Here is a 13,628-nt window from a genome sequence, read left to right as displayed (position 1 = left end):
TTATGATTGATCGACTACTCTTCAAAATCGAGGGGAGCAGACATATCATGATTAAGCTTGTGGGGCTTTATGTCCTGCAAGCTTTTCTTATCCTTGGTCAGGGATTAAGTTTGGCTGCTTTACTAACAGGCTTATGGCAGGGACATTCTCTTTTGAGTCAAATATATGGCTTAGGTGGATTCATTGCTTGTTACCTTTTGCGTCATGGGCTAACCGAAATTGGGAATGATTGGCTTGATAAGTATTCGGCTAATGCTGCCCAAAACTTTCGTCAGCAATTATTAAAAAAAGTCTTTGCGCTTGGACCAGTAATTGTTCAGCGGGAGGGAACCGGGAATATGGTGACTCTGGCCCTTGATGGCATTAAAGAAGTCGAAAATTATATTCGACTCATCTATAGCAAGGTGATCAGCATGATGATTATTCCAGTCATTATTTTGGTTGTCTGTTTTTGGCTTGATTGGATTTCTGGCATTGTTATGCTGTTAGTTTATCCTTTGATTGTTTTATTCATGATTATTTTAGGCTATGCAGCGAAGGCTAAGGCAGATCGACAGTTTGCAGCTTTTCAAATATTGTCTAATCACTTTATTGATTCTTTGCGGGGAATTGACACATTGAAGTACTTTGGCCTTAGTAAGAAGTATTCGCAAAGTATTTATCGGTCAAGTGAGCGTTTTCGCAAGTCAACGATGAGCGTGATTAAAGTAGCAATGTTATCAACGTTTGCTCTTGATTTCTTTACTACATTAGCTATTGCAATCTTAGCGGTCTTTCTTGGCTTACGGTTAATTAACGGTCACTTATTGTTATTCCCGGCACTAGCAATTTTGATCTTGGCACCTGAGTATTTTTTGCCGATTAGGAACTTTGCAAGTGACTATCATGCAACATTGAATGGTAAAAATTCATTTCATGCTGTTCGACGAATTCTTGAGATGCCATTACCAAAGAAGCCGAATGTTAAGTTACACCAGTGGACAGGAGTCGATGAGTTAAGTCTTGAAAATGTTGAGTTTATGTATCCTCAAAATGGCAGTGAATTAACAAATCTTGATTTAACAGTTAAGGGAAACCAAAAAATTGGCATTATCGGGATGAGTGGAGCTGGAAAGACAACTTTAATTAATCTTTTGAGTGGCTTTTTAGCGCCGACAAGTGGCCAAATTACCATTCAAGGGAAAAAAGTAACGACTTTGGATATTCATGACTGGCAAAAACAGATTCTCTACATTCCACAGACTCCCTATATTTTTGCAGATACGTTAAAAAATAATATTGCCTTTTATACTCCAAATGTCAGTGAAGATAAAATAAAAGAAGCAATTCATGTTGTCGGCTTAGATGATCTCGTTGCTGAATTGCCTCAAGGACTAGAGACGATGATTGGTAGTGGCCACCGAGCATTAAGTGGTGGGCAGGCACAGCGAATTGCCTTAGCACGAGCATTTCTTGATCCAGAACGGCGGGTAATGATTTTTGATGAGCCAACCGCCCACCTTGATATTGAGACCGAGCTGGAATTGAAGAAAAGAATGCTTCCATTGATGGAAAATAGGTTAGTCTTTTTTGCTACCCACCGTTTGCATTGGATGAAGCAGATGGACTACATTTTAGTATTGAAGAATGGCAAGTTAATTGAACAAGGAACATATCAACAGTTGCTTGATGAACATGGTTACTTTACAGAACTGATGGACCAAACACGCGGAAAGGAGATAACCCATGAATAAGATTCCTTTACTTAAAGCAATGAAACATGATCGGTGGGTGAAACCCTTCCTGAAGCGTTACAAGTGGACCTTGGTATTAGCAATTACCCTAGGGATTGTTACCTTTATTTGTGCTAGTGGATTGATGTTCACCGCGGGCTATTTAATCAGTAAGTCCGCGACGATGCCTTTTAATATCTTGTTAGTATATGTTCCCATCGTTCTTACTCGTGCCTTTGGGATTTTTAGGCCGGTGACCAATTATTTTGAACGATTAGTTAGTCATAATTGGGTTCTTAAAATGACTTCTGCATTTCGGAAAAAGCTTTATGATTCGTTAGAGCAGGATGCCGTTTTCTTTAATAGTAAGTATCGAATTGGAGACATTCTTGGGTTACTTTCAGAAGACGTTGCCCACATTCAAAATTTATATTTACGAACGATTTTTCCAATGTTGGTTGCATTTGGGCTTTATGCCATTATCGTTATTGGAATGGGAATAATCTCTCCACTAATGGGGCTTTTAATGTTAGTTCTATTTGGGTTAATCATCATTGCTGTTCCCGTGTGGTCAGTGCTTGTTAATGGTGCACGTCAGCAACTAGAAAAGCAATATACCAATACCTTGTATGCTGATCTCACTGATAATATCATGGGGATTACAGATTGGGTATTTGCGGGACGCAGTGCGGATTACCTGCAGCATTATGATAAAAGTGAGAAAAACGTATTAGCATCTCAAAAAGCGATGAAACGTTTTGAGCATTGGCGTGATTTTATTCTTCAGGTAATGATTTTATTGGTGGTTGTTAGCCTTATTATCTGGGGAACAGCACGTTTCGGCGGTCATTGGGGAGGCAGTGCAAATTGGATTGCGGCCTTTGTTCTTTGTGTCTTTCCCCTTGATGAAGTGTTGTCTAGCTTGCCAGCAGCTGCTCAAGAAACTAATGTATATACGGATTCATTAAAGCGATTGAATGAACTGCCGCAACCGCCAGCTCCTTCTAAGGTTAATGTTGAGATTGCTGCTCCTTATCATCTTAAAATTACGGATGTTTATTATCGCTATCCTAAGACAGAAAAGATGATCCTGCAGGGGATTAATCTTGAGGTTAATCCAGGCGAAAAACTTGCCATTCTTGGTCGCAGTGGGGCTGGAAAGAGTACGTTAGCTAGTTTAATTCGTGGAGACCGGAAACCTACGTCGGGCACTGTTACTCTTAATAATGTGCCAACAGACGAATTTGGTGATGAGATTTCGAATTATATTGGGATCGTTCACCAATCACCATATTTGTTTCATACCACAATCTTAAATAATATTCGTTTGGGTAATGAAGACGCGACTGAGGATCAGGTATGGGATGTCCTTGAACGTGTTGGGTTAGCCGCTATGATTAGACGATTGCCTAAGGGGCTTCATACGATGGTTGATGAAGCAGGGTTACGGTTTTCTGGCGGAGAGCGTCACCGGTTGTCTCTTGCCCGGATTTTGCTTAAGGATGCTCCTATTATCCTTTTAGATGAACCAACTGTAGGTTTAGATCCGGTAACAGAAGAAAAGGTAATTGAGACTTTTATGGAGCAGCTACAAGGAAAAACTTTGATTTGGATTACTCACCATTTACAAGGCATAGAAATGATGGATCAAGTTGTTTTTATCGAGGATGGTAAAATTTCAATGCAAGGCAGCCCGGCAGAATTACAAAAAACAAATGAACATTACCGGGCGTTAAAAATGGCAGATGAGGGTATCTAGCTAGTTTAGAAATGTTATAATAAATAGGACTATTGATGAAGGGATGAATAGTAATGAAAGAAGTTGTTGTACTTGGAGCTGGTTATGCTGGCTTAAAGACAGTTGTTTTACTACAAAAAAAGCTAAAAACTAATGTCCATATTACATTAGTTGATCGTAATGATTATCATTACGAAGCTACTGATTTACACGAAGCTGCTGCGGGAACGCAAAGTGCTTCAAGGATCACTTATCCAATTAGTGATGTTATTAATCCACAAATTACTACCTTTATCCAAGATGAAGTTGTAAAGATCGATCCTGATAAAAAGACGGTTAAGCTTGCTGGTCATGAAGAACTACTGCACTATGATTATTGTGTATTAGGACTCGGTTTTGTTTCAGAAACCTTTGGAATTCCTGGTGCTGAAGAAAATGCATTACCAATGACTAATGTTAAAGAAGCTTTAGCAATTTATGACCATATCATTGCCAAAATGAAAGATTATCGTACCACGCACAATCCTGATGATCTTCAAATTGTTATTTGTGGTGGTGGATTTACTGGAATTGAATTAGCAGGGGCGCTTGTTGATGCTCGAGCAAGTTATGCCAAAATCGCTGGAGTTTCACCAGATGAAATTAAAATTACGTTGATTGAAGCTTCAACAAGATTACTTCCAATGTTTAGTGAAAAACTTGCCGAATATGGGGTAAACCTTGTTAAGAGCCTTAATGTGCAACTACTTGATGGTTCGCGGATTAGCAAGATTGAACCTGGCAAGGTCATCTACAAGCATGGAGATGATGATGAAGAGTCCCTTAATGCTGGTACAATCATCTGGACAACCGGAGTAAGTGGTAATCCATTAATGGAAGAATGTGGCTTTGATGCTAAGCGTGGCCGGGTAATCGTTACTGACCACTTAACAGATCCTAAGCACGATGATATTTACATCATTGGGGATGTTGCTGCTGTAATGCCACCGGATGGTAAACGCCCATATCCAACTACTGCACAAATTGCCCTAGCAATGGCTGATTACACGGCGGAAGACATTGTTACCCGTATTAAGACTGGCAAGCACGAAGCTAAGCCATTTACTTACAAGTCATTAGGAACAGTTGCTTCCGTTGGTAATACACGGGCATTTGGTGAAGCAATGGGTCATGAATTACGTGGATATCCTGCTTCAGCAATGAAGAAAATTATTGCTGACCGTTCCTTGTTAGAAACAGGTGGTTTGAAAGAGCTATTTGCTAAAGGCCGCTTTGACTTATATCACTAGAAAATGAATGAGGCTGAGAAAAAACTTTTGTTTTTTCAACAGCCTCGTTTTTATACTTATATGCTAAAAGGTATGGCTATAATAAATAAAGGGTGAAATAAATGATTAAAACTTATGATGAAGCATTATCTTTTATTCATGGACGAACACAATTCAAGAAAATTCCAACACTCACACGGATGAAGAGATTCTTGGCAGAATTAGGAAACCCGCAAGAAGGACTTAAATACATTCACGTCACAGGAACTAATGGTAAAGGATCAACTGTTGCAATGATGCGGTCTGCTTTATTGGAAAGCGGCCTCACTGTTGGAAGTTTTACATCGCCTTTTATTACACGGTTTAATGAACGGATTGAGTACAATGGAATCCCAATTAGCGATGCTGACCTTTTAAGATTAGTTCAAAAAATTGCTCCAGTTGTCAAAAAACTTGATAATACATTGGAAACAGGCGGACCAACTGAATTTGAAATTGATACAGCATTAATGTTTTGCTATATGGCTGAAAAGAAGCCCGATGTTGTATTGCTTGAAGTGGGGATTGGGGGGCTATACGATTCTACTAATGTAATTACGCCAGTTGTTAGCGTGATTACGACAGTTGGCTGGGATCATATGAAGTATTTAGGTGATACTTTGGCTAAGATTGCGGCCCAAAAAGCGGGAATAATCAAAAAAGGCGTCCCGGCTGTTTTAGGTGACCTTCCAACTGAAGCGCGCGAAACTATTCTCGCAGATGCAAAGGAGAAAAAATCCCCGGTTTTTGAATTAGGAAAAGACTTTACTGTTCACAAACTTAATGGTCATCAGTTCCACGCGAAAATTCGGTATCAAGGAAAAAATCTGAAAAAAATAGAAACAATTCTTGGCTTGCCGGGCGACTATCAGATAGAAAACGCAGCAGTTGCTTTGATGGCTGTTGAGCTTTTTATGGAGAAGCATGGATTGGCAATTGATCGCCGTGCTTTGATTGCGGGATTAGAAAATGCTGCTTGGCCGGGTCGATTAGAAGAAATAAATACTACTCCTCTGGTCTTACTAGATGGCGCTCATAATCTTCCTGGTGTCCAGGCCCTAGTCCATACTATTAAGAATGATTTTGCCGATCGGGAAGTTTACCTCTTGGTGGCGATTCTGGCTGATAAGCAATATGAATTAATGCTTGGTGAATTAGCAAGTTTGGGGAATGTTCACTTAACTGTTACTCACTTTGCTGGCCCCGGTCCTAAAAGGCCAAGTGCAGACTTAGCAAAGGCTATTGCTGATATTCCAACTAAATACCCCATCCAGACTATTAACGACTGGCAATTAGGGATCGGGCAGGTGGCAAGTCAAATGAGTGTGGATGATGTAATGATTATTACTGGTTCTCTTTATTTTGTTTCGGATGTTCGTAAATTCTTTTTAAATTAAAAAGTGTAAAAGCACAAATTTTCCGTATTTAAATATATAGAGTGTAAAAAGGAGAATTATTTATTTATGGAAAATGAAGTGATTAACGAATATACAAAATTAGTCTGGACGGCTATTCCTGATAAACTGGGAACAAAGAAGCAGGAATTATGTCAACGTTTCTTACGTAAGTGTCCTAATCCCCTAGCAATTAAACGGCTTTCACGCGTTGAAAAAAATGAAATAAATGAATGGGCGCCGGAAATGTTCAATTTTTTTGCTGCAATTGAATTAGGAAAAATAGTAACCAAAAGTCACGAAGAAATTATTGGCCATGCTTATTCGAGCATCGAATTAGGCCGCAAGATGGTTGACCATTTTCAAAGTGAGGAGCAAGAAAGTGTTTGTATTGCTTGTACAGATATCCATAACGAGATAATTGATTGGAAGATTTTGTTTGTAGGCGGCGGATGCGAATGTATTCTTTATCCTGATAAGATTTTTCAATATGCGCTCCGGTGTTCAGCCCAAGGAATTATTATGATCCACAATCATCCGACGGGAGACATTCATCCCTCCAAGCAGGACGAATCTTTCACTCGCCGCTTAGAACGAGGATGTGAGATTATTGGGCTTCATTTAGTTGACTTTATGATTGTTGGTCGTGATACATACCATAGTTGGCGTGAAGCTAGTCTCGTTAATGAGCTTAAAAAGTAAAGAAACTTTTAATTTATTGCAATAATTACGCTTTCTTTGTTCTTATTAATGTATATTAATGTTCGTATGTACCGAGTGGCTATGGTATAATATGCACGATATTAATTTGATTTTAAGACGAAGGGAAGAAGCAGATTGCTAGGAATTGGAACAAAAAATCTTGGCATTGACCTTGGAACTGCTAATACAATTGTCTACCTTGAAGGTAAGGGTATTGTATTAAGAGAACCATCAGTTGTTGCTCGTAATTCTAAGACTAACGAAGTAATCGCTGTTGGCAGTGATGCCCGTGATATGATTGGACGGACGCCAGAAAGCATTGTGGCTATCCGACCAATGAAAGACGGTGTTATTGCTGATTACGACACAACAGTTGCAATGATGAAGTATTACATTGATAAAGCGTTAGGAAATAATGGTAAGCCATATGTTATGGTATGTGTTCCTAGTGGGATCACGGAAGTTGAAAAGCGGGCAGTGATTGATGCTACTCGAGTTGCAGGTGCTCGTGATGCTTATGTTATTGAAGAACCATTTGCAGCAGCCATTGGAGCAGGTTTACCAGTTATGGATCCAACTGGTAGTATGGTTGTTGATATTGGTGGAGGTACTACTGATGTTGCTACCATTTCATTAGGTGGTATCGTCTCAAGTCGTTCAATTCGAATGGCTGGTGATAAGATGAATGATGCGATTGTTCAATATGTTCGCCAACATATGAATTTATTAATTGGTGAACGAACAGCTGAAAAGCTTAAGTGGGATATTGGATCTGCATCTGTTGAAGCTGCTGAAGAAATGGGAACAACACAAGTTCGCGGTCGTGATCTTGTAACTGGATTGCCAAAAACAATGCAAGTATCTGCAAAAGATGTTTCAACGGCCCTCCAAGATGTTGTTGATAGCATTATTACGGCAATTAAAGGTACACTTGAAGAAACTTCCCCAGAAATTGCTGCTGATGTTATTGATCACGGGATTGTATTAACTGGTGGAGGCGCATTATTAAAGCATTTACCAGATGTTATTGCAGATGCAACCAAAGTACCAGTATTCATTGCTAATGATCCCCTTGACTGTGTTGCTATTGGTACCGGCGAGTCATTAAAGAGTATTGATGTAATGAAGAAAAAGTAAAATGATTCTCTGACAATGACGTCAGCGATGAATCATCATTAGTACTAACTAATGATTGACGGGGCTGATTGCCAAGCAGGATTGTTTGGCAGGCCCCGTCTTAATTACCTTGTGTAAGCATTGGAGGGTCATAATGCAGAAATTTTTTTCCAATCGCCGATTAGTTATTGCTGTGATAATTCTAGTTGTCTGTTTTGGACTAATGGCAGGTTCTGTTTCTTTACGGAATAGGCGAAATACACCACCGATCATCCAACAATTTGGAAATGATATTGTTGGCTTTGTTGATAGTGCAGTTGCTCTCCCTGTAAATTGGGCACAGACAAGTGTGAGTTCAATAAATGGGTTGATGAATACTTATTCTGAAAACCGTGAACTTAAACAGCAAGTAACTGAATTAGCACAAACTAAAGTCCGTGATCAGACCTTAGCTCATGAAAACAAACAATTAAAACAACAGTTAAAACTTAATAATTCAATGACCGACTATAATACAGTTACAGCGGCTGTGTTAATGCGCACACCTTCTTCGTGGCAAAGACAACTCGTGATTAATAAAGGGCAATCTAGTGGTATTAAGAAGAATATGCCCGTTATGAGTGGTAGTGGGTTAATTGGTCGGATTACAGAAGTAAATAAAACTAATAGCAAAGTTGAATTATTGAGTGATACCAGTGAATCATCAAACCGTTTTGCAATTACTCTTAATGGTCAAAATGGGAAAGTGATTAATGGGATTATCACCGGATATAATGCAAGAAATAACGAGCTTGAAATGGGACAAGTAACTTCTAAAGCTAAAATAAAAAAAGGTACCCGAGTAGTAACCAGTGGAATGGGTGGTGTGACACCTAAGGGACTTTATGTTGGCCGCGTGTCACGTGTCGGTAAAGATGATTATGGTCTCGCCCAGAAAATCTATATTACTCCAGCAACGGACTTTAATGATATTAATATTGTTACAGTTGCTGAAGCGGCCTCACAGGAGTGATAAATTATGTATCGTTTATCACGCTTAAAATATATATTCCCAATTGGTTTATTTGTATGTCTGTTTTTGGACGGCGCCTTAAGCCATGTGTGGGCACCATTATTTTTCAGTTATCCCTATTCAATGGTGAGTGAACTTGTCTTACTATGGTTAGTCTTATCGTATTTCTTTCAAGATGATATTGAGATTCCATTAATTCCATTTGCAATTGCTGCCGGTGCAGTTTACGATTTATACTTTTCGGGAATTTTAGGATTGTATATTTTCTTGTATCCATTAGTAGTCGAAATAACTAAAATTTTATCTCGTTATTTTAGTTCATCATTTCTTTCGATGATTATGATTTTCTTTGTTGATATTGTCATTTTTGAGACCTTTAATTATTGGGCATATTATTTAGTAAATATTACTAATGTTGGTTTTGGCGACTATCTTATTTATACGCTTGCTCCAACGTTAGCATTGAATTTAATTTATTTTGTTGTCCTCTTCTGGCCAATTCGCGTAATATATCGCTGGGCATTAGACGATGATCAAATTTAAAATTAGTGCTTGACACAATAGATATTCCAGTATAGGATATTTACAACATCATAAATGACAGTGAACAGACTAGTAGAGCTTTAGGCATTGCAAAGAGAGTCCTTAATGATGGGAAGGGATCAATGTTTCGGCTTGAATCACATCTGTGAGTTGGCCTTCTGAAAGCCATAGTAGGAAGACCCGGGGAAGCCCGTTACAGCGCGGAGTTTATTTTAATGAACTCACTAAGGCTATTATTCGTGAGAAAATAGCAAGATGAGGTGGAACCGCGGAAACGCCCTCGTAGCCAGTTTAGGCTCGAGGGTGTTTTTTGTTTCATTAAAATAGACTTATTAAGGCAAATATTGCGAAATATTTGTAAACATGAGGTGGAACCACGATGTACTCGTCCTCTAGGAGGTATCTCCTAGAGGATTTTTTCTTTTCCTGTTATTTCTATTAGTCAATAATTTAAGGAGGCAATAGTAAATGTCAATGCAATATATAAGTGAAATTCTACCTTCATTATTCCAGGGGGCTGCTCTTACATTACAAATTTTCTTCTGGACATTAGTTGGATCTCTGCCATTAGGGATTTTGGTTAGCTTAGGACTTACTTCTAAAATTAAACCTTTGAAGTGGATATTAGAAATTTATGTTTGGTTAATGCGGGGAACGCCTTTGCTGCTTCAACTGATCTTTGTATTCTATGGGTTACCAATTATTGGCATTGTTTTTGAACGTTACGATGCCGCCCTAGTTGCTTTTATTTTGAACTATGCAGCTTATTTTGCTGAAATTTTCCGTGGTGGTTTCCAATCTGTTGATCAAGGTCAGTTTGAAGCAGCTCGTGTTTTACGCCTAAGCTACTGGCAAACTCTTCGCAAGATTATCATTCCCCAGGTAATAAAAATCGTTATTCCATCAATTGGGAATGAAGTTATTAACTTAGTAAAAGATTCATCGTTAGTTTACGTAATTGGTCTCGGTGACCTACTTCGAGCAGGAAACGTTGCAACTTCGCGGGATGTCACGCTTGTCCCATTGATGTTAGTCGGATTAATCTACTTGATCCTTGTAGGAATTTGTACATTAATTCTACGGCAAGTTGAAAAATGTTATGCATACTTCAAGTAAAGGAGGGAATCTAAATGTTAGAAGTTCGAGATTTAAAAAAGAGTTTTGGCGATCGGCAAATTTTAGATGGGGTTAATTTAACAGTTAAAGATGGTGAAATTCTTTGTATTGTTGGTCCATCAGGTGCTGGGAAAACGACCTTACTTCGTTGTATTACTGGACTGGAAACTCCCGATAGTGGTGAGTTTTTCATTAACGGTCGTCGATTTGACCCTCAAGGAACAGATGCAGCTGACCGAGTAATTGGTGTAGTTTTTCAAGATTTTAAGCTTTTCCCAAATCTTTCGGTAATGGAAAATATCACGTTAGCGCCGATGATGGTATTGAAAAAGGATAAGCAAGAAGCAGTTGCTGATGCGCAAAAACTGCTTGAAGAATTAGGACTTAATACAAAAGGGAAATTATACCCCTACCAACTTTCGGGTGGACAAAAGCAACGGGTTGCGATTGCTCGTGCATTAGCAATGAAGCCTAAAATTTTGTGCTATGATGAACCAACATCAGCGCTTGATCCAAACCTCCGAAAAGATGTGGCTAATATTATTTTGGGATTAAAGAAGGACGGAATGACTCAATTAATTGTTACTCACGATTTAGAATTTGCGGAAGATATTGCTGATGATATTTTACGAGTACAGCCACTTGATCAACGTCAGAATAAATAAGGAGAGGAGGAATACTGATGAAAAAAGCGAAAGCAATTTGGCTACTTATTTTGTTAGTAGTACCTGTTCTCCTTCTTAGTGGCTGTGAAAGTGTAACAAAGCGTGCTGATACGCAAGATACATGGAACCGGATCGAGCGACGGAAACGAGTGATTGTTGGCCTTGATGATAGCTTTGTTCCAATGGGTTTTCGCCAAAAAAATGGCAAGCTGGTTGGTTATGATGTCGATCTTACCCGGGCTGTTTTTAAGCAGTATGGGATAAAGGTTGATTTTCAGCCAATTGATTGGTCAATGAAAGAGACGGAGCTAAAAAACGGTACGATTGACTTATTGTGGAATGGTTATTCTGTTAATCCTAGCCGTGCCAAAAAAGTTGCTTTTAGTCGTTACTATTTAGAGAACCGGCAGATATTAGTAACTAAAAAGAAGAGTAACATTAAAAATTTGAACGGAATGACTGGTAAAACACTCGGAGTGCAGAATGGTTCAACAGGAGTAACCGTTTTGGATGAGAAGCCAAAGTTGTTAAAAGATAAAATAAAGAACCATACACCAGTTCTTTATGATACATTTCCTAATGCATTCATTGACTTAAATGCAAATCGAATTCAAGGAATTTTAATGGATGAGGTTTATGCTAATTACTATATTAAGCACCAACCAAATAGTAATTCATACCGCACTTACATCAGCAAAGAGTTGCCAATGGAACATTTTGCAGTGGGAATGCGGAAAGGTGACAAGACCTTAAAGAAGAAAATTAATCAAGGTTTAGGTAATTTGCAAAAAAACGGTGAATTACGGAAGCTTAATGAAAAATGGTTCGGTCAAGATAGTAATTACTTGGGACCAGATAACACTAAATAAAAAGAGCAGGGACTTGAAAATGGTTTCTGCCCTTTATTATTTCCTACAAACAAATTAATAAAAATATGATGAATTTACGTAATCGGTTTGTAATTTACTCATATTTAACGTATCATTATTCAGTATGATAATTCGAATGTAACTAGGTTGCAGCTAGTGGAACCCCTCTTGCTGCATTTTATATTGAAGGGAGAAAGAGAACGTGGATTTTAATCTTGCTCGTGGCGTGGACTTGCACATTATACCCACAAAACAATTTAAGATGAATCACGTCTTAATAGATTTTGCGACTCCGCAAACACCAACGAATGCTACTGCACGAAATTTATTGGCAAACCTATTAGAGACCAGCACGCATCGCTATCCAACACAGACGGCTTTGGCTCGTCAATTGGCATCTTTATATGGTGCCTATGTTAATTTATATGTTAACCGGCTGGGGACATTGCATACTGTCCGATTACGAGCGAGTTTTGTCAATAATCGCTTTGTTGATGAAGATTTATTTGAAAAGATTAGTGGCTTAATAAATGAGATCATTTTCCATCCCCTAATCGATGACGGGGAATTTGATGGCCCTACTTTTAGAATTCAATCTAATAATTTAAAAAGTGCGATAAAGTCGCTTTATGACGATAAACAATTTTTGGCTAATCAACGTCTTATGGACTTGTACTACCAAAATGATTCTGTAATGAAGGTTCCTAGTTTCGGTCAAATTGCCGATCTTGAGAACCTAAATGCTAAAAGTTTAGTTTCAACGTATCATTCAATGATTAATGAAGATAAAATTGATATTTTTGTGTTAGGTGACATTGATCCGATGCGTGCTCAGCAAGTTGTTGCTAAGCTTCCTTTTAAAGATCGCGATATTGTTAACAAGTCACCTTTATATCATCAAGCATTGTATGATCAAGTTCAGAGAAAAACAGAATATCAACAAGTAAATCAGGCAAAGTTAAATTTGGCATATTCTTTACCTGTCTATTATCATGACGCCGATTACTATGCTGGCTTGGTCTTTAATGGACTTTTTGGTGGCACGCCATATTCAAAGCTTTTTACGAATGTCCGTGAAAAAGCTAGTTTAGCTTATTATGCTTCTAGCCGGCTTCTTCCATTCAATGGGATTGTAAGTGTTCAAACGGGAATTCAAGCGAGTGATCAAGAAAAAGTTCAAAATATGATTCAGGAACAATTAACCGCTTTACAAAATGGTGATTTTACTACTGAGACGCTAAGTGAAGTTCAAGATAGTTTGATTAACCAATACCGGGCAGGACACGATTTGGCAAGTAATGTTTTGGAACAACAATTAGTTACCAAATTAGTTAATGAATCGGATAAGAACTTTATTACCGAAATAAAAAAGGTAACCGTAGCTGACGTCATGCGTGTTGCTAAACAGATGAAGCTTCAGGCAGTTTATTTATTAAGTGGTGAGAAATAATTAT

General features: G+C 38.4%; 12 protein-coding genes and 1 other annotated feature. All 12 genes read left to right on the top strand.

Annotated features, from left to right (window positions below; translation table 11 throughout):
* Positions 1–2: 2 nt before the first annotated feature.
* The 12 genes from cydD (at position 3) to yfmF (ending at position 13,624) form a co-directional block, all read left to right on the top strand.
* Positions 3–1,733 carry a thiol reductant ABC exporter subunit CydD gene (cydD, locus tag LMB56_RS00550; protein WP_229283808.1) on the top strand — a complete coding sequence of 577 codons (1,731 nt, stop codon included), beginning with the start codon at positions 3–5 and terminating at the stop codon, positions 1,731–1,733.
* Positions 1,726–3,471, top strand: a complete 1,746-nt coding sequence (cydC, locus tag LMB56_RS00545; protein WP_229283806.1) for a thiol reductant ABC exporter subunit CydC — start codon at positions 1,726–1,728, stop codon at positions 3,469–3,471. Before cydD ends, cydC begins: the two co-directional genes overlap by 8 nt.
* Positions 3,472–3,524: 53 nt before the next feature.
* Positions 3,525–4,739, top strand: a complete 1,215-nt coding sequence (locus LMB56_RS00540; RefSeq protein ID WP_229278745.1) for an NAD(P)/FAD-dependent oxidoreductase — start codon at positions 3,525–3,527, stop codon at positions 4,737–4,739.
* Between the two features lie 101 nt (positions 4,740–4,840).
* On the top strand, positions 4,841–6,154 hold the full coding sequence (locus tag LMB56_RS00535; protein ID WP_229283803.1) for a bifunctional folylpolyglutamate synthase/dihydrofolate synthase: 1,314 nt from the start codon (positions 4,841–4,843) through the stop codon (positions 6,152–6,154).
* 66 nt (positions 6,155–6,220) lie between these two features.
* Complete coding sequence (locus LMB56_RS00530; RefSeq protein ID WP_135951026.1) at positions 6,221–6,853, top strand: JAB domain-containing protein; 633 nt, start codon at positions 6,221–6,223, stop codon at positions 6,851–6,853.
* A 135-nt stretch (positions 6,854–6,988) separates the two neighbouring features.
* On the top strand, positions 6,989–7,990 hold the full coding sequence (locus LMB56_RS00525) for a rod shape-determining protein (RefSeq protein WP_003666650.1): 1,002 nt from the start codon (positions 6,989–6,991) through the stop codon (positions 7,988–7,990).
* 133 nt (positions 7,991–8,123) lie between these two features.
* Positions 8,124–8,981: a rod shape-determining protein MreC gene (gene mreC / locus LMB56_RS00520; protein WP_003667606.1), complete on the top strand. Its 858-nt coding sequence runs from the start codon at positions 8,124–8,126 to the stop codon at positions 8,979–8,981.
* Between the two features lie 6 nt (positions 8,982–8,987).
* On the top strand, positions 8,988–9,524 hold the full coding sequence (gene mreD, locus LMB56_RS00515) for a rod shape-determining protein MreD (RefSeq protein WP_122481861.1): 537 nt from the start codon (positions 8,988–8,990) through the stop codon (positions 9,522–9,524).
* Positions 9,525–9,575: 51 nt separating this feature from the next.
* Positions 9,576–9,809: a binding site (T-box leader), on the top strand.
* Between the two features lie 183 nt (positions 9,810–9,992).
* Positions 9,993–10,640 (top strand): amino acid ABC transporter permease, encoded by a 648-nt coding sequence (locus tag LMB56_RS00510; protein WP_003666654.1) that lies wholly within the window; start codon positions 9,993–9,995, stop codon positions 10,638–10,640.
* A 14-nt stretch (positions 10,641–10,654) separates the two neighbouring features.
* On the top strand, positions 10,655–11,305 hold the full coding sequence (locus LMB56_RS00505) for an amino acid ABC transporter ATP-binding protein (RefSeq protein WP_122481860.1): 651 nt from the start codon (positions 10,655–10,657) through the stop codon (positions 11,303–11,305).
* Between the two features lie 17 nt (positions 11,306–11,322).
* On the top strand, positions 11,323–12,174 hold the full coding sequence (locus tag LMB56_RS00500; RefSeq protein WP_122481859.1) for an amino acid ABC transporter substrate-binding protein: 852 nt from the start codon (positions 11,323–11,325) through the stop codon (positions 12,172–12,174).
* A gap of 202 nt (positions 12,175–12,376) precedes the next feature.
* A complete protein-coding gene (gene yfmF, locus LMB56_RS00495; RefSeq protein ID WP_042746791.1) occupies positions 12,377–13,624 on the top strand; it encodes an EF-P 5-aminopentanol modification-associated protein YfmF in 1,248 nt (415 codons plus the stop codon).
* The last annotated feature ends 4 nt before the right edge of the window (positions 13,625–13,628 follow it).

The organism is Limosilactobacillus reuteri, from assembly GCF_020785355.1.
GTDB lineage: Bacteria > Bacillota > Bacilli > Lactobacillales > Lactobacillaceae > Limosilactobacillus > Limosilactobacillus reuteri_I.
This window is presented reverse-complemented; position numbering and strand designations above follow the sequence as displayed.

Excerpts from the sequence above, each read along its gene's own strand:
- cydC (WP_229283806.1), top strand. The coding sequence starts at position 1,726 with ATGAATAAGATTCCTTTACTTAAAGCAATGAAACATGATCGGTGGGTG.
- LMB56_RS00530 (WP_135951026.1), top strand. The coding sequence starts at position 6,221 with ATGGAAAATGAAGTGATTAACGAATATACAAAATTAGTCTGGACGGCT.
- LMB56_RS00540 (WP_229278745.1), top strand. The coding sequence starts at position 3,525 with ATGAAAGAAGTTGTTGTACTTGGAGCTGGTTATGCTGGCTTAAAGACA.
- LMB56_RS00510 (WP_003666654.1), top strand. The coding sequence starts at position 9,993 with ATGTCAATGCAATATATAAGTGAAATTCTACCTTCATTATTCCAGGGG.
- mreC (WP_003667606.1), top strand. The coding sequence starts at position 8,124 with ATGCAGAAATTTTTTTCCAATCGCCGATTAGTTATTGCTGTGATAATT.
- LMB56_RS00535 (WP_229283803.1), top strand. The coding sequence starts at position 4,841 with ATGATTAAAACTTATGATGAAGCATTATCTTTTATTCATGGACGAACA.
- cydD (WP_229283808.1), top strand. The coding sequence starts at position 3 with ATGATTGATCGACTACTCTTCAAAATCGAGGGGAGCAGACATATCATG.
- LMB56_RS00505 (WP_122481860.1), top strand. The coding sequence starts at position 10,655 with ATGTTAGAAGTTCGAGATTTAAAAAAGAGTTTTGGCGATCGGCAAATT.
- mreD (WP_122481861.1), top strand. The coding sequence starts at position 8,988 with ATGTATCGTTTATCACGCTTAAAATATATATTCCCAATTGGTTTATTT.
- LMB56_RS00500 (WP_122481859.1), top strand. The coding sequence starts at position 11,323 with ATGAAAAAAGCGAAAGCAATTTGGCTACTTATTTTGTTAGTAGTACCT.